At 67.9% G+C, this 14,440-nt stretch carries 14 protein-coding genes and 1 pseudogene; 9 read left to right on the plus strand and 6 right to left on the minus strand.

What is annotated here, in order from left to right:
• Positions 1-2: 2 nt before the first annotated feature.
• From FHQ07_RS01545 to FHQ07_RS01565, 5 genes are all read right to left on the minus strand, one after another.
• Entirely contained in the window at positions 3-1,367 is a 1,365-nt protein-coding gene (locus FHQ07_RS01545) for a glucoamylase family protein (RefSeq protein ID WP_425476933.1), read from the minus strand.
• Positions 1,368-1,507: 140 nt separating this feature from the next.
• Positions 1,508-4,507 carry a TonB-dependent receptor gene (locus FHQ07_RS01550; RefSeq protein WP_139715026.1) on the minus strand — a complete coding sequence of 1,000 codons (3,000 nt, stop codon included), beginning with the start codon at positions 4,505-4,507 and terminating at the stop codon, positions 1,508-1,510.
• 63 nt (positions 4,508-4,570) lie between these two features.
• Positions 4,571-5,584 (minus strand): LacI family DNA-binding transcriptional regulator, encoded by a 1,014-nt coding sequence (locus FHQ07_RS01555; protein WP_139715027.1) that lies wholly within the window; start codon positions 5,582-5,584, stop codon positions 4,571-4,573.
• A gap of 187 nt (positions 5,585-5,771) precedes the next feature.
• Positions 5,772-6,083: a BolA family protein gene (locus FHQ07_RS01560; protein ID WP_139715028.1), complete on the minus strand. Its 312-nt coding sequence runs from the start codon at positions 6,081-6,083 to the stop codon at positions 5,772-5,774.
• Entirely contained in the window at positions 6,080-6,379 is a 300-nt protein-coding gene (locus FHQ07_RS01565; RefSeq protein WP_139715029.1) for a YciI family protein, read from the minus strand. Before FHQ07_RS01565 ends, FHQ07_RS01560 begins: the two co-directional genes overlap by 4 nt.
• A gap of 292 nt (positions 6,380-6,671) precedes the next feature.
• Between FHQ07_RS01565 and FHQ07_RS01575 the strand changes: the two genes are divergently transcribed.
• From FHQ07_RS01575 to FHQ07_RS01615, 9 genes and pseudogenes are all read left to right on the plus strand, one after another.
• Positions 6,672-7,595: a segregation and condensation protein A gene (locus FHQ07_RS01575; protein ID WP_139715031.1), complete on the plus strand. Its 924-nt coding sequence runs from the start codon at positions 6,672-6,674 to the stop codon at positions 7,593-7,595.
• Between the two features lie 5 nt (positions 7,596-7,600).
• Positions 7,601-8,149 (plus strand): annotated as a pseudogene (gene scpB / locus FHQ07_RS01580) (SMC-Scp complex subunit ScpB); the annotation flags it as partial.
• Positions 8,150-8,376: 227 nt separating this feature from the next.
• Entirely contained in the window at positions 8,377-10,026 is a 1,650-nt protein-coding gene (locus FHQ07_RS01585) for a pseudouridine synthase (protein ID WP_139715033.1), read from the plus strand.
• On the plus strand, positions 10,010-10,420 hold the full coding sequence (locus FHQ07_RS01590; protein WP_139715034.1) for a hypothetical protein: 411 nt from the start codon (positions 10,010-10,012) through the stop codon (positions 10,418-10,420). Before FHQ07_RS01585 ends, FHQ07_RS01590 begins: the two co-directional genes overlap by 17 nt.
• A gap of 192 nt (positions 10,421-10,612) precedes the next feature.
• Positions 10,613-11,482, plus strand: coding sequence for a pirin family protein (locus tag FHQ07_RS01595; protein ID WP_139715035.1), 870 nt, complete (start codon positions 10,613-10,615; stop codon positions 11,480-11,482).
• A gap of 85 nt (positions 11,483-11,567) precedes the next feature.
• The gene (locus tag FHQ07_RS01600; RefSeq protein WP_139715036.1) at positions 11,568-12,188 is read left to right on the plus strand and encodes a hydrolase; all 621 of its coding nucleotides are present in this window, start codon (positions 11,568-11,570) and stop codon (positions 12,186-12,188) included.
• 42 nt (positions 12,189-12,230) lie between these two features.
• Positions 12,231-12,638: an OsmC family protein gene (locus FHQ07_RS01605; protein ID WP_139715037.1), complete on the plus strand. Its 408-nt coding sequence runs from the start codon at positions 12,231-12,233 to the stop codon at positions 12,636-12,638.
• Positions 12,639-12,672: 34 nt separating this feature from the next.
• Positions 12,673-13,080 carry an OsmC family protein gene (locus FHQ07_RS01610; protein WP_139715038.1) on the plus strand — a complete coding sequence of 136 codons (408 nt, stop codon included), beginning with the start codon at positions 12,673-12,675 and terminating at the stop codon, positions 13,078-13,080.
• Positions 13,077-13,634: an NADPH-dependent FMN reductase gene (locus FHQ07_RS01615; protein ID WP_139715039.1), complete on the plus strand. Its 558-nt coding sequence runs from the start codon at positions 13,077-13,079 to the stop codon at positions 13,632-13,634. The genes FHQ07_RS01610 and FHQ07_RS01615 overlap by 4 nt, the downstream gene beginning before the upstream one ends.
• 1 nt (position 13,635) lies before the next feature.
• Here FHQ07_RS01615 and FHQ07_RS01620 read toward each other — a convergent pair whose 3' ends face one another.
• The gene (locus tag FHQ07_RS01620) at positions 13,636-14,436 is read right to left on the minus strand and encodes an amidohydrolase (RefSeq protein ID WP_139715040.1); all 801 of its coding nucleotides are present in this window, start codon (positions 14,434-14,436) and stop codon (positions 13,636-13,638) included.
• Between the last annotated feature and the right edge of the window lie 4 nt (positions 14,437-14,440).

Here is a 14,440-nt window from a genome sequence, read left to right on the forward strand (position 1 = left end):
GCTCAGCCGTCCTTGCCCGGCGCCGCCTCCGCCGCGCGCGCTTTCGGCAACGCATCCAGCCAGCCGCCGCTGAAGCCGGCGCGCTGCAACCCGCGCCGGATGTGCGGATTGCGGCGCATCACCTGCCAGATGAATTCGCTGCGGTGGTTCTCGATCATCAGCACGATCGGCCCTTGGTCGATGCCGAGGTAGTCGCCATCCACCCAGCCGATCGGAGTGATCTTGCCGTGGTGCAGTTTCGCCTCGGCGAAATCGAAACTCGGGTTGAACGCATCCAGGAAGCCGTATTCGCCGTAGATGTAGCCGCCGTAGCGTTCGTGCATCTCGGTGATCGCCGGGATCGCGATCTCCGGCGCGAACGCGATCGAACCCGCGGCCGCGGTCGGGACGATGGTGCCGTCGTCCAGGGTGTACTCGATGCCGGCGCCGCGCGGGGCATAGGTGCGGAACAGGCGGGTCTGGCCGTCGAAATCGAAGCTGGCGTCGACCGGGCCGTCGCTGGCGGTCAGGCCCCACACATCCTTGCCATAGCCCTTCCAGCCCGACGGGTTCTCGATCGCGTAACTGCGTTGCGAATACACCGCGCGCCGGCTGTTCTCGAAATAGTCGATCCCGCGCTTGCGCATGTAGTCGTCGCGGATGCCGCGGAAGTCGATCCAGACGTGCGAGTACTGGTGGCCGAACAACGGCGGGAAGCTCAAGTGTTCGTCGCCGTGGAACTTGCCCCAGGTGCGGTCGTAGGTGGACGTCCACGCGTCGTACGCATCCTTGCCGACCGGGTGCGTGGGCGAGCCGAGCGCGAGGACGTAGACCAGGAGCGCCTCGTTGTAGCCCTGCCAGTCGTGCTTGAGCGCGCCTTCCTCCGGCTTCCAGCCCATCGAGATCAGCGGCTTGCGCTCCTGCGCCCACGGCCATTCCACGCGGCCGTAGATCTTCTCGGCCAGCCTGCGGATCTCGTCTTCCTTGCGGTCGTCGCGATCGTAGTAGGTCTGCGCGAACAGCACGCCGCCGAGCAGCAAGGCGGTATCGACCGTGGACAGCTCGTTGCTGCCGGCGCGCAGGCCGTTGTCCATTTCCAGGAAATGGTAGAAAAAGCCCTTGTAGCCGGAGGCGCCCTGCTCGTTGCGCCCCTGCGGCGCGCGGGCGAAGAAGCGCAGCGTGGCGAGGGTGCGGTCCACCGCCTGCTCGCGGCTGATCCAGCCGCGTTCCACGCCCACGCCGTACGCGGTCAGGCCGAAACCGACCGCGGCGATGCTGCTCGCCGAAGGCGTCGGCCAGCGATCCGGCACCAGCCCGTTGACCGGATTGCCGAGTTCCCAGAAGTAATCGAAGGTGCGGCGCTCGAGGTCCTGGACCAGGGGCGGCACCTCGCGTTGCGGCACCGCGGCGGGAGTGCCGGCCGCGGACGATGGCGGAGGGGTGCCACGCCCGCAACCGGCGAGGAGGATGGCCAACGCGCATGCCGCGCCCTTGAGCGCGGCATGCGTGGAACGATGCCTGGATTCCCTCACCAATCCAGCCCCACGCTCAGCTTGAAGGTGCGCGTCGGCAGCAACTGCGAGTTCGGCTTGCCGAAATTCGCGTTCGGCTCGCCCGGCGCACCCCACCAGTCGTCATAGCCGTTGTAATTGACCCAGTCGAACACGTTGAGCAGGTCGGCGCGCAGGCGCAGCTTCATGTCGCCCCAGACCGCCCATTTCTTCTCGGCGGCCAGGTCGAAGCGCTTGTAGCCGAGCGTGCCGTCCGGCGTGTACTGGTCCTGTTCGACGCACTTGTCCCAGCCGGCCAGGCAGTTGGTGCCGTAGCGCGGGGCCTGGGTGGCGAGCGCCAGCTTGCCGGACAGGGTGATGTCCCATGGCGCGTCGTAGATCCCGCTCAGCACCAGGCGGTGCGGTGCCGCGCCGCCGGCCTTGCTCCAGCCGTAATCGGCCAGGGTCGCGAACTGCAGCGCGTAGTGCTCGCCGAACTGGCGGTTCTCCTTGGCATCGGTATAGGTATAGGCCAGGGTCGCGCCCCAACCGGATGCCTGGCTGTACGGCTTCTCCAGGCTGACCAGCAGCGAATTGGCGCGGGTCTCGATGCCGTTGCTGCCGAGGATCAGCGAGCCGAAGCCCGGCACGCCGGCGCCCCACGGAATCTCGGTGGTGCCGGGCCTGGTGGTATCGAAGAACCCGCCGTTCGGACGGCGGTTGCCTAGCAGGAAGGCGAAGCCGTCCTTGCTGACGATCCGCGACAGGGTCACCGACGAGACCCACTCCTGGCCCCACATCGGGAACAGGTTGCGCATGCCGATGCTGAACTGGTCGGAGTACGGCGTGCTCAGGCCGTTGCTGAGCATGTTGATTTCGCGGTTGCCGTCGTGCGCGGCGACCAGCGCGTACAAGGCATTGCGGTCGTTGAGGTAGTTCGGGTTCCAGGCGATGCAGTTGCCGCTGCCCACGGTGCACGGGTGCTGCGGTGTGTTGAAGTGGTATTCGTAGGTCGGGAAGGTGGCCTTGGTGGTCTCCAGCTGCAGCCAGTCGAACAGGTTGCGGTCGTAGGAACGGCCGATGCCGCCGAACACCACGTGGCGCTGGTCGCCGTCCATGTCGTAGGAGAAACCGAGGCGCGGCTGCCAGGCGCCCTTGAAGTTGTCGCGGTTGTTGCCGTTGCTGATGTAGTCGTCGATGTCGATGCCGCCCAGCGCCAGCGACTGGCGATAGGTCTGGGTGCCGTTGCCGCGCGGGTCGACCGCGTTCAACGCGTTCAGCACCGAGGTCGGGGTGACGTAGTTCGTGTACGACGGCGAGCTCTCGTAATCCCAGCGTGCGCCCAGGTTCACGGTGAGCTTGTCGGTCACCTGCCAGTCGTCCTGGAAATACACGCCGAACTGCTTGTTGTCCGACTTCAGCGAGCCGTCGCCGATGCCGGGCAGCGCATAGCCGAAGCGCACGACATTGGGAACGGCCAGTTCGTTGTTCCTCAGGTCGTAGTAGAACTGCGGGTTGTACGGCTGCTGCTCCGCCGCGCTCAACTCGACCGCCTTGTACTTCATGCCCATCTTGAAGCTGTGGCCCTCGATCCCGCTGAACGACAGGTCGTCCTGGAAGCTCCAGCCCTTCTGGCTCTTGTTCTGGTAGTCGGGGCCGGCGCCGACCGCCAGCACGGTCTCCCACCAGTTGGCATCGGTCAGCACGATGCCCATGCCGTCGCTGGTCGGCCGCGGGTTGTAGGCGGCGTCTTCGTAGGTCAGGTGCGCATCGTTCAACCAGTCGCCGCTGGTGAACTGGTAACGCAGGTCGTAGCGGGTTTCGTCGTTGTCCTTGCTGGTCGAACTCGGCCTCGTGTTCGTGCCGCCGATATTGGTGATTTCGGTTTCGGTGCGGTGCTTGACCGTGAACTCGAAGTAGTGGTCCATGCCGATCAGCCAGTCGATCTTGCCGAAGTACAGGTCCTCCTTGAACGGCACGCTCGTCGCGCCGACCAGCGGCTGGTACTCGGACGGCAGGCTGGAGACGGCGAAATTGCGGCCGGGGATCACGGTTGCCGGGTTCGTCTGTTCCTTGCCCTCGTAGGTCAGGAAGAAATGCGCGCGGTCGCGGATGATCGGGCCGCCGAACGAGACGCCGTAGTGCTCCTCGGAATAATCGACCTTGTCCGTGTTGTTGCGCTTCTCGAAGATGGTCTTGGTCCGCCAGTTGTCGCTGAAGCGGTCCCAGAACAGCGAACCGCTGAACTCGTTGCCGCCCGACTTGGTCACCGCCACCACGGCGGCGCTGCTGACCTGGTCGAATTCCGCCTTGTAGTTGGAGGAGATGACCTTGTACTCGCCGATCGCCAGTTGCGGGAACGGATTGCCGTTGGACGAATCCTGGCCGGATATGCCGCCCTGCAGCACGTAGTTCTTCTGGCCCACGCCGTCGATGAAGACGTTGATGTTGTTGCCGGACTGCGCACCCGAACGCAGGCTGGCACGGCCGGCGCCATCCTGCGCGAACTGCATGCCCGGCACGATGTCGGCGAAGGCGAGGAAGTTGCGCGTGCCCTGCGGCAAGGCTTCGATCTGCTTGTTGCTGACATAGGTCGCGACTTCGGAGGTGCGGGTTTCAGGCACCAGTTGGCCGATCACCTGCACCGTGTCCAGGTTGGTCACATCGCCCGCGGGTGCCGGCGCCGCGGCGGCGAGGTCGACGGTCGCGATCTGCGCCACCTGCAGGGTGATCGTGCGGGTGCCGCCGGCGCCGCCCTCGACCCGGTACGTTCCCGGCGGCAGGCCGGCGAGCGAATAGCTGCCGCTGGCCGAAGCATCCGTGCTGCGCGTGTAGCCGGACGCGACATTGGTCACCGTGACCTTGGCGCCGGCCCCTGCCTGCCCGCGCAAGGTGGCGCCGGTGGACTGGGCCAATGCCGCCGGCGCGGCCAGCGCAAGCCCGATGACCAGGGCGCAGCTCAGCAGGTTGCGGTTGAGGCGCGTCTTGGCGGAGCGCGTCTTCGTGAGGCGGGTACCGGTGCGGTTCGGGTTGTTCATGGAGTCCCCTCCCAGGGAGCATCGCAAGCGAAAAGGAATCTGCGCGGATCTTGGTTGCGGCGGTCAGGAACTGTCGGGGGATGCGCGCGCGCCGCCGGTGGAAGCGCGCACGACCAGCTGCGGCAGGCGCAAGTCGTCGCCGACGGGCTCGCTGCCGGCGGGTGCCAGCAGCCGGCGCATCGCCTCAGCGCCGAGCGCGGCGATGTCGACCCGCATCGTGGTCAAGCCCGGCGGCACGTAGTGCGCGAGCGGGATGTCGTCGAAGCCGGCGACGGCGATATCCGCTGGCACCGCCAGCCCGGCGGCGGTGAATGCCGACAGGCAGCCCAGCGCCATCATGTCGTTGGCCGCGAACACCGCGTGCGGCAATGAACCGCCCGCGAGCAAAGCCTGTCCGGCGCGCTCGCCGGAGGCCTCGCGGAAATCGCCCTGCAGGACCTCGGGCTTGGCGCGCGGAAGCAACTCGGCCATCGCGTCCCGATAGCCGCGCAGGCGCTCCGCCGCCTCGTGGTTGCCCTGCGGCCCGGAGATGAAGGCGATCCGCCGGTGCCCGAGCGCGACCAGGTGTTCGACCATGACGCGCGCGCCGGCATGGTTGTCGATGCCGATCCGCCGCTGCCCCTGGGTACCCACCCGCGAACCGATCAGCACCGATTCCGGCAGTACGGCCAGGGCATCGGCCAGATGCCCGTCCGCATCGTCGTAGGGCGACATCACCAGCAAGCCGTCGACCCGGCCGCGCATGCTGCGCAAGGCATCGCCCTGCTCGCGCGGGTCGCCGTGGTAACTCGAGACCAGCAGGTGCAGGCCATGTTCGCGGGCGACCTGGTCGATGCCGTACATCAGTTCCGAGAAGAACTCGCCGTAGATCTCCGGCAGCACCACGCCGACCGTGCGGGTCTTGCGGCTGCTCAGGCTGCGCGCGGCATGGTGCGGGGTGTAGCGCAGGCGCTGGGCGACGTCCTGGATGCGGCGGCGAACCGCCTCGGCCACGTTGTGCTGGCCGTTCAATGCGCGCGACACGGTGGCCACCGAGACGTTGGCTTCCCGCGCCACATCCTTGATCGTGACCGTCATCCGATGTCCTGCCCGAGTGCGTCGAGCGGAATGTAAACGTTTCCAGTCCAGACGCAAGCCGATGCCGAATGCGGCTGTCGGTCACATCATAATGAAATCTTAACTAATTGTTTTTACAGGGATTCGCGGAAAACTGGAAACGATTTCCTGCTGCGTCGCAACAAGCGTTTCCGCTGGCCGCACCTGCTCAGTCCCCGTGCTCCGGCGCCTGCGCCCGGATCGCCAGCGCGTGGATATCGGTCTGCATCATCTCGCCAAGCGCGGCATACACCAGCCGGTGCCGGGCCAGCGGCGACTTGCCGGCGAAGGCCGCGCTGACGATGTCGACGCTGAAGTGGCCCTGCCCCCCGCGCGCACCGGCATGACCGGCGTGCTTGTGGCTGTCGTCGCGGATCTCCAGCGCCAGCGGCGCCAGCGCCGCAACCAGCAATGCCCGCATGCGTTCGACCCGTTCCGGGTTCAGGCGCGGGATGTCGGCTTCGGTCCAGCCTCCGCTCATGGCAGCACCCGCTTGAACGGCCGCACATCGACCCGGGTGTAGACGCCGGCCGCCAGGTAGGGATCGGCATCGGCCCAGCTCCGCGCCTCTTCCAGCGAGGCGAACTCGGCGATCACGATGCTGCCGGAGTAGCCTGCCGGGCCCGGATCCTCGGCATCGATGGCGGGGCAAGGACCGGCCAGCAGCAGGCGGCCTTCGTCGCGCAGCGCGGTCAGCCGCGCCAGGTGCTCGGGGCGCGCAGCCAGGCGCCTGGCCAGCACGTCCGGGCCGTCGAAGCCCTCGATCGCATACCACATGGTTTTCACTCCGTGAACCGTTGCACGCATTGTAGGCCGGGCCCAGTGGACAGCCGCGCCGGCAGTCCGTAACCTTCCTCCATCGCTTCCGGCCTGATCCTGCGGCCCCGCGCGACTCCCGGCGCCCCACGCCGCACCGCGCCCGCCGATCGAGCCAGTTCCCGCCACCCGCTCCGACGCGTCCGATCACAGGCGCGCACGCACCGGCATGGCGAATGCAACACGCAATCACGATGCCCGGCCGCCCTGCGGTCACTGCGACATGGTGTGGCCCGGAGGGGGCCGCCGACCGATGACATCCGAAACCAGCAGCAGCGCCACCGGCGCCGACGCCACCCCCAATCCGAATGCCCGTCCGCAGCAGCAAGAGATTGCGCTGGCGACGGTGCTCGGCCAGCCGGTGCTGGAGATCCCCAAGGACCTGTACATCCCGCCGGATGCGCTGGAGGTCATCCTCGACGCCTTCGAGGGGCCGCTCGACCTGTTGCTGTACCTGATCCGCCGGCAGAACCTGGACATCCTCGACATCCCGGTGGCGGAGATCACCCGCCAGTACGTCGACTACATCCAGGCCATGCACGAGATGCGCTTCGAGCTGGCCGCCGAGTACCTGGTGATGGCCGCGATCCTGGCCGAGATCAAGTCGCGCATGCTGCTGCCGCGGCCGCCGAGCGAGGAAGGCCTGGAGGACGACCCGCGCGCCGACCTGGTCCGCCGCCTGCAGGAATACGAGCGTTTCAAGCAGGCCGCCGAAGACATCGACGCCCTGCCCCGGCAAGACCGCGACACCAGCCCGGTCAGCGCCTTCGTGCCGGATCGCGCCGCGGTGCGCCTGCCGCCGCCGGTCGACCTCAAGGAAATGCTGCTGGCCCTGCACGACGTGTTCAAGCGCGCCGAGCTGTTCACCCAGCACGCGATCAAGCGCGATGCGCTCAGCGTCCGCCAGCGCATGGGCGAGCTGCTGGAGCGCATGGCCGATGGCGCGTTCCACCGCTTCGAGTCGCTGTTCACCGTCGAGGAAGGCAAGCTCGGCGTGGTGGTGACCTTCCTCGGCCTGCTCACCCTGGCCAAGGAGCAACTGGTCGATATCGTCCAGGAAGCGCCGCTGGCGCCGATCTACGTGAAGTCCCTCGCCTCCGGCGAGGACGCCCCGGCCACGCTGGAACTGTCGAGCGAATTCGACGACGACGGCGCGGCCAACGATTCCGCCGAATGAGCACCATGGATCAAACCCTCGTCACCCGCATCGTCGAAGCCGCCCTGCTCGCGGCCAACCAGCCGCTGACCGTCGTGCAACTGCATGGCCTGTTCCCGCTGGATGAGCCGGCACCCGAAGGCAGCGTGGAAACCGCGCTGGCCGACCTGCAGACCGCCTGTGCCGAACGCGGCGTGGAGCTGGTCGAACTGGCCTCCGGCTGGCGCTTCCAGGTCAAGGCCGACGTGCATCCGTGGGTGGCGCGGCTGTGGACCGAACGCCAGACCAAGTACACCCGCGCGACGCTGGAAACCTTGGCGCTGATCGCCTACCGGCAACCGATCACCCGCGGCGAGATCGAGCAGGTGCGCGGCGTTGCGGTGAACAGCGCCATCATCAAGGCGCTGGAAGAACGCGAATGGATCCGCGTGGTCGGCCACCGCGACGTGCCCGGCAAGCCGGAACTGCTGGCCACCACCAAGGCCTTCCTCGACTACTTCGGCCTGAAGCGGCTGGACGAACTGCCGCCGCTGTCCGAGTTGAAGGACATCGGCGAACTGGAACCGCAGTTGCCGTTCGCGCCGGCGGTGCCGGCGGGCGTCGACATGGGGTCGGAGACAGCAGATGTGGGGTCAGAGTCGACTTCTGACCAGGAAACACCCGAATCCAATCAAGCAGGGACAGAAGTCGACGCTGACCCCACTTCCGAAGCCGATGCCGACGACACCGTCGCGGACATCGCGCCCGACCAAGACGACAACGACGGAGACGACGCCGAAGAGGCATCGTCGGAGCAGAACCCATGAGCAAGAAGCAAGAAGAATCCACCCGCCGCCCGCTGAGCCTGAGGGCGAAGGCCGCCACCGCGGAAACCGCCGAGGCCCCGCGCATCGAGGAACGCCTGCACAAGGTGCTGGCGCAGGCCGGCCTGGGCTCGCGCCGCGCGCTGGAGCAGCGCATCGCCGACGGCCTGGTCAAGGTCAACGGCGAGACCGCGCGCACCGGCATGAGCGTGACCGGCGGCGACAAGATCGAGATCGACGGCAAGACCTTCGTCGCCAGCGCCTTGACCGATCCCTCGCGCGTGCTGATGTACAACAAGCCGGAAGGCGAAGTGACCAGCCGCGAGGACACCGAGGGCCGCCCGACCATCTTCGACGCGTTGCCCTCGCTGAAGGGCGCACGCTGGATCGCGATCGGCCGCCTCGACATCAACACCACCGGCCTGCTGCTGCTCACCACCGACGGCGAGCTGGCCAACGCGATGATGCACCCGAGCTTCGAGGTCGCCCGCGAATATGTCTGCCGCGTGCGTGCGCCGGAAGGCGAGGACGTGGTCAGCGACAAGATCGTCGACCGTCTCGCCCGCGGCGTGGCGCTGGACGACGGCCCGGCCAAGTTCGACGAGATCGAACGCATCGGCGGCACCGATTCGCACGACTGGTTCCGCGTGCTGCTGAAGGAGGGCCGCAACCGCGAAGTGCGCCGGCTGTGGGAATCGCAGGGCTGCCAGGTCTCGCGCCTGAAGCGCGTCCGCTACGGCGACGTGCGCCTGCCGCAGCCGCTGCTGCGCGGCCAGTCGCAGGAATTGCCGCAGGCCGAGGTCGAGGCGCTGCGCAAGGCGGTGGGCCTGGAAGACGGCGCTCCGGCCGCACTGACCCTGATGCCGGTGCTGGGCCAGCGCAAGGCCAGCAAGACGGTGGTGAGCGGCAACGCGCGCGGCCACGGCTACGTGGGCGGCCACAGCACCGCCGACGAAGGCCGCGAGCTGCGCCGCTTCGACCACGTACGCGAAGACCGCAACCGCCGCGGCGGCCCGCGCAAGCCGCACGGCGGCCTGACCGTCAGCGGCGAAGCCGCGGCCAAGCAGGCGCACAAGACCTTCAAGCCCAAGGGCGGCCCACGCCCGCAGGGCCAGCGCATGAAGCCCGGCGAGCAGCGCGGCGAGAACCCGACCGAGATGCGCACCTGGTACGTGCCGGACGGCGTGGACACCGGCCCCAGCGGCCATCGCAACCCCGATGGCGCACGTGGCCCGCGCAAGCCCTACGGCAACAAGCCGGCCGGCGGTCGTGGCCCGGGCGGCCCGCGCCAGGGCAATCCCTATGGCGGCGACAACCGCGGCCCGCGTCGCGAGGGCGGTTCCGGCGCCGGCGAGCGCGGTCCGCGCCGCGAAGGCGGGTTCGGCGGTGGCGAAGGCCGTCCGCAGCGCGCGGCCAAGCCCTACGGGCATCCCGGCAATGCGCCCAGTTTTCCGTCCGACCACGCCAATCCGGGCGGCTTCAACCCGTACGGCGGGCACGGCGACCAACGCGGCCCGCGCGGTCCGCGCCCGGCCGGCGGCAAGCCCGGCGGTGGCCGTCCCTTCAATGCCAATGGCCCGCGTGGCCCGCGCCCCGGCGGCAACCGCGGCCCGCGCGGCGGCGGTGGGCACCATGGCGGCAATCGCTGAGCGGATCGCCTTGAGCCTGCGCCCGGCGATCGTCCTGCTGTTGGCTTCGTTGCCGCTGCAGGCGGCCGAGCCGCTGGAGTACTACGACGCCCGCAAACTGGCGGACGCGGACGAGGCCGGCGTCGCCGGCGCGGCCAAGGAGGCCATGCTGGCCGCACAACGCAAGCTGCTGGATGCCGGCGTGGTCGAATGCTCGCTGGGCAGGCCGCAGCAGGACTTCAGCGCCTTCGCCATCGTCATGCGGCTGGATGCGCAGGGCCTGGTGCAGCAGACCTGGCGCCAGGGCGGCTCGCCGCTGGCGATCTGCCTGCAACGCTACGTACGCGACAAGGCCGTGTTCGTGCCGCCCAAGGCCCCGTTCCACACCACGCTGGACATCAGCTTCACCAAGTGAAGCGGGTGCATGCCGACGGGGCGCCTGCGGGCGCCCTTGCCATTTGCGACGGCGACGATGCCGCCCGATTTCGATTGATAACACAAATGGAACAATACGATAACGATTGACCTACTAGATACACCGATGATCGTAATCTAACGTGCACGCCTGTGAACCCGGCAGCCTGCCGGAATGGATTCGGAGAGCAGCATGAAGAAGATCCTCAACGTCACCAGCGCCCCCGGCCGGCATTGGGTCGGCGACGGCTTCCCGGTGCATGGCCTGTTCGGCTACAGCGGCCCGGACGTCCCCACCCGCAGCCCGTTCCTGATGCTGGATTACGCGGCACCCACCACCTTCGAGCCGACCACCCATCGGCGCGGCGTCGGCCAGCATCCGCACCGCGGTTTCGAGACCGTCACCATCGTCTACGACGGCGAGGTCGAACACCGCGATTCCACCGGCAAGGGCGGCGTGATCGGCAAGGGCGACGTGCAGTGGATGACCGCCGGCAGCGGCATCCTGCACGAGGAATTCCACTCCACCGAGTACGCCAAGCGCGGCGGCCCGTTCGAGATGGTGCAGCTGTGGGTCAACCTGCCGAAGAAGGACAAGATGACCGCGCCGGGCTACCAGGGCATCACCGATGCGCAGATCCCCGCGGTGCCGCTGGCGAACGACGCCGGCCAGCTGCGGGTGATCGCGGGCAACTTCGAAGGTTTCGAGGGCCCCGCCAACACCTTCAGCCCGATAAATGTCTGGGATGTGCGGCTGGCCGCCGGCAAGACCGTCGAACTGCCGCAGCCGGATGGCTGGACCACGATGCTGGTGGTGCTGGCCGGCACGGTGATGGTCAACGGCGAGACCTTGCTGCGCGAAAAGCAGATGGCCACCCTGTCGGTGGAAGGCAACAACGTGGTGATCGAAGCCAACAGCGACGCCAAGCTACTGTTGCTGGCCGGCGAACCGATCGACGAGCCGGTGGTCGGCTACGGGCCGTTCGTGATGAACAGCCAGCAGGAGATCATCCAGGCCATCGCCGATTTCAACGGCGGCAAATTCGGCCGGATGGATGGCTGAACCCGATGCGGGGCCCCGCGCAGGCGGGGTCCTGCATTGCGCATCCCTGCATCATCATTGCAACGCAACGCCGAAGGAGCACGTCATGGCCGATGTCACCCCCGTCCGCTCGCCGGACTGGTTGCTCACCCCCGACAACGCCGTGCTGGCGATGATCGATTACCAGCCGGACCAATATGCCGGCGTCGGTTCGATCGCGCACGACGAACTGCTGCTCAACGTGACCATGCTGGGCCGCGTCGCCACCGCGTTCGAACTGCCGGTGGTGCTCAGCACCGTGTACGTGAAGCACGGCATGACCGGCACCAATCCGGAACTGCGCGCCGCCCTGCCCGGCGTGCCGGAGATCGACCGCACCACGCTGAATTCCTGGGAAGACCCCGACTTCCGCGCCGCGGTGGAAGCGACCGGCCGCAGGAAGCTGATCGTCGCCGGCCTGTGGTCGGAGATCTGCGTGGCGTTCCCGGTGATCGACGCGCTCAAGGAAGGCTACGAGGTCTACGTGGTGGTCGATGCCATCGGCGGCGTCAGCAAGGCCGCGCACGACGCCGCGCTGCAGCGCATGGTCCAGGCCGGCGCGCGCCCGATCTCGGTGCTCGGCCTGGCCGGCGAACTGCAGCGCGACTGGGCGCGCCCCGGCGACGACCGCCTGCGCGGCATCCTGCGCGGCTGGTTCGGCGGCCACGCGCAATTGCGTCGCGGTTGAACACCGCCGATCCTCTTCGATACGACACCACAGGAACGCCGCATGGGAATCTCGATCGTCCACGCCAGCATCGGTTCGACGCCGTACACCGTCGAACTTTCCGATGACCTGGGCCATCGCTGGCTGGGCGACGAGCCCGAAGACGTCGGCGGCGCCAATGCCGGTCCCAGCCCGGAGCGCCTGCTGCTGTCCGCGCTCGGCACCTGCACCGCGGTGACGGTGAGCATGTACGCCGCGCGCAAGCAGTGGCCGCTGACCGGGGTCAAGGTGGAACTCGCCTTCAATCCCGACGGCAAGCCGGCCGCGGGCACCGACATCACCCGCCGCGTCGAACTGCTCGGCGAGCTCGACGATGCCCAGCGCGAACGCCTGCTGATGGCCGCCAACGCCTGCCCGATCCACAAGGTACTGACCGGCGACGTGCGCATCGCCACCACCCTCGCCGCCTGATCGGCGCGCCGCCACTGCACAAGGGGACTTCGCGATGGCCGCCGTCATCACTTCCACGCCCATCCATTACGCGCACAGCGTGACCGTCAACGGCCACGCGCTGGTCGTCGACGAACCGGACAAGCTCGGCGGCAAGAACGCGGGGCCGGCGCCGTTCGACCTCTACCTGGCCTCGCTGGCCGCCTGCACCGCGATCACCCTGCGCATGTACGCCGAGCGCAAGGGCTGGGAGCTGGGCGAATTCCGCGCGGTATTGCGTCTGCACTTCGGCGACGATGGCCGCCCGAACGTGCACCGCACCCTGCATGCCGACGGCCCGCTCGACGACGCGCAATGGGCGCGGCTGCTCGAGGTCGTCGCTAATACCCCGGTCACCAAGGCCATGCGCGACGGCGCCACCATCACCAGCTCGCGCGGCGACGCGGCGAAGGAATCCGCATGACCCGCCTCCTCGGCATTTCCGGCAGCCTGCGCGCCGGTTCGTTCAACACCGCGCTGCTGCGTGCCGCGCAACAGGTGGCCGGCGACGGCATCGCGTTGGAGATGGCCACCCTGCACGGCATCCCGCTCTACGACGGCGATGCCGAAGCGCGCGCTGGCGAACCCGCCGCGGTCGCCGCGCTCAAGCGCCAGATCCTCGCCAGCGACGGCGTGCTGCTGGTGACGCCGGAATACAACAACGGCATCCCCGGCGTGTTCAAGAACGCCATCGACTGGCTGTCGCGCACCTCGCCGGTGGGCAACATCCCCAGCGTTTTCGGTGGCCGTCCGTTCGCGTTGATCGGCGCCTCGCCCGGCGGCTTCGGCACCATACTGTCGCAGAACCACTGGCTGCCGGTGCTGAAGACCCTCGGCGTGCAGCTGTGGGCCGGCAACAAGCTGATGGTCTCGCGCGCCGGCAGCGTGTTCGACGCCGACGGCAACCTGGTCGACGACAAGGTGCGCGAGCAACTGGCCGGTTTCGTGCAGGGCTTCGCCGCATTCGCGGCGCGCTGAATCACTCCAGCAACGCGAAGCCGTCGCCATCCAGCAATGCCGGGAACTTCTCCCGATGCTCGATGAGCGGCGCGGCCTGCAACAGCATGGTCGAGACCACTTCCTCGTCGGTCGCCTCGCTCAGCGGGTGGCCCAGGAAATCGATGATCGCGCTGTCGCCGCTGTAGTGCAGGCCGTTGCCGTCGGTGCCGACGCGATTGACGCCGACGACATAGCTCAGGTTCTCGATGGCGCGCGCACGCAGCAGGGTCTTCCACGGATAGCTGCGCGCCGATGGCCAGTTGGCGACGTACAGCGCGAGGTCGTAGTTCGGCAGGCCGTCGCGGGCGGCATCGGTGAAATTGCGCGAGAACACCGGGAAACGCAGGTCGTAGCAGACCTGCAGCAGGATGTTCCAGCCCTTCCATTCGACCACCACGCGCTCGTGGCCGGCGGCGTAGCGTTCGTGTTCCTTCGCGAACGAGAACAGGTGGCGCTTGTCGTAATGCGTGAGCCCGCCGTCCGGCGTGGCGAACAGCATGCGGTTGAACACGCCCTCTTGCGTACGTAACTGCACGCTGCCGGTGACGGCGGCATCGAGCTTCGATGCCTGCTCGCGGATCCATGCAACGGTCGGCCCGTCCATGGTTTCGGCATTGCCGATGGCATCGTTGGAAAATCCGCTGGTGAAAGTCTCCGGCAGCACGACCAGATCGGTGGTGCCATGCAGCGGCACGATCAGCTGCGCGTAGTACTCGCGATTGCCGGCTGGGTCGTGCCAGCGGGTCTCGCCCTGGACGATGGAGACGCGCAGGTTGTGCATGGCG

Origin of the sequence: Thermomonas aquatica (assembly GCF_006337105.1) — a bacterium.
In the GTDB taxonomy this organism is placed as follows: Bacteria; Pseudomonadota; Gammaproteobacteria; order Xanthomonadales; family Xanthomonadaceae; genus Thermomonas; species Thermomonas aquatica.

What these genes read in the sequence shown, in the direction of transcription:
- FHQ07_RS01550 (WP_139715026.1), bottom strand. Translation starts at nt 4,507, where the DNA reads ATGAACAACCCGAACCGCACCGGTACCCGCCTCACGAAGACGCGCTCC.
- FHQ07_RS01555 (WP_139715027.1), bottom strand. Translation starts at nt 5,584, where the DNA reads ATGACGGTCACGATCAAGGATGTGGCGCGGGAAGCCAACGTCTCGGTG.
- FHQ07_RS01560 (WP_139715028.1), bottom strand. Translation starts at nt 6,083, where the DNA reads ATGAGCGGAGGCTGGACCGAAGCCGACATCCCGCGCCTGAACCCGGAA.
- FHQ07_RS01565 (WP_139715029.1), bottom strand. Translation starts at nt 6,379, where the DNA reads ATGTGGTATGCGATCGAGGGCTTCGACGGCCCGGACGTGCTGGCCAGG.
- FHQ07_RS01575 (WP_139715031.1), top strand. Translation starts at nt 6,672, where the DNA reads ATGACATCCGAAACCAGCAGCAGCGCCACCGGCGCCGACGCCACCCCC.
- FHQ07_RS01585 (WP_139715033.1), top strand. Translation starts at nt 8,377, where the DNA reads ATGAGCAAGAAGCAAGAAGAATCCACCCGCCGCCCGCTGAGCCTGAGG.
- FHQ07_RS01590 (WP_139715034.1), top strand. Translation starts at nt 10,010, where the DNA reads ATGGCGGCAATCGCTGAGCGGATCGCCTTGAGCCTGCGCCCGGCGATC.
- FHQ07_RS01595 (WP_139715035.1), top strand. Translation starts at nt 10,613, where the DNA reads ATGAAGAAGATCCTCAACGTCACCAGCGCCCCCGGCCGGCATTGGGTC.
- FHQ07_RS01600 (WP_139715036.1), top strand. Translation starts at nt 11,568, where the DNA reads ATGGCCGATGTCACCCCCGTCCGCTCGCCGGACTGGTTGCTCACCCCC.
- FHQ07_RS01605 (WP_139715037.1), top strand. Translation starts at nt 12,231, where the DNA reads ATGGGAATCTCGATCGTCCACGCCAGCATCGGTTCGACGCCGTACACC.
- FHQ07_RS01610 (WP_139715038.1), top strand. Translation starts at nt 12,673, where the DNA reads ATGGCCGCCGTCATCACTTCCACGCCCATCCATTACGCGCACAGCGTG.
- FHQ07_RS01615 (WP_139715039.1), top strand. Translation starts at nt 13,077, where the DNA reads ATGACCCGCCTCCTCGGCATTTCCGGCAGCCTGCGCGCCGGTTCGTTC.
- FHQ07_RS01620 (WP_139715040.1), bottom strand. Translation starts at nt 14,436, where the DNA reads ATGCACAACCTGCGCGTCTCCATCGTCCAGGGCGAGACCCGCTGGCAC.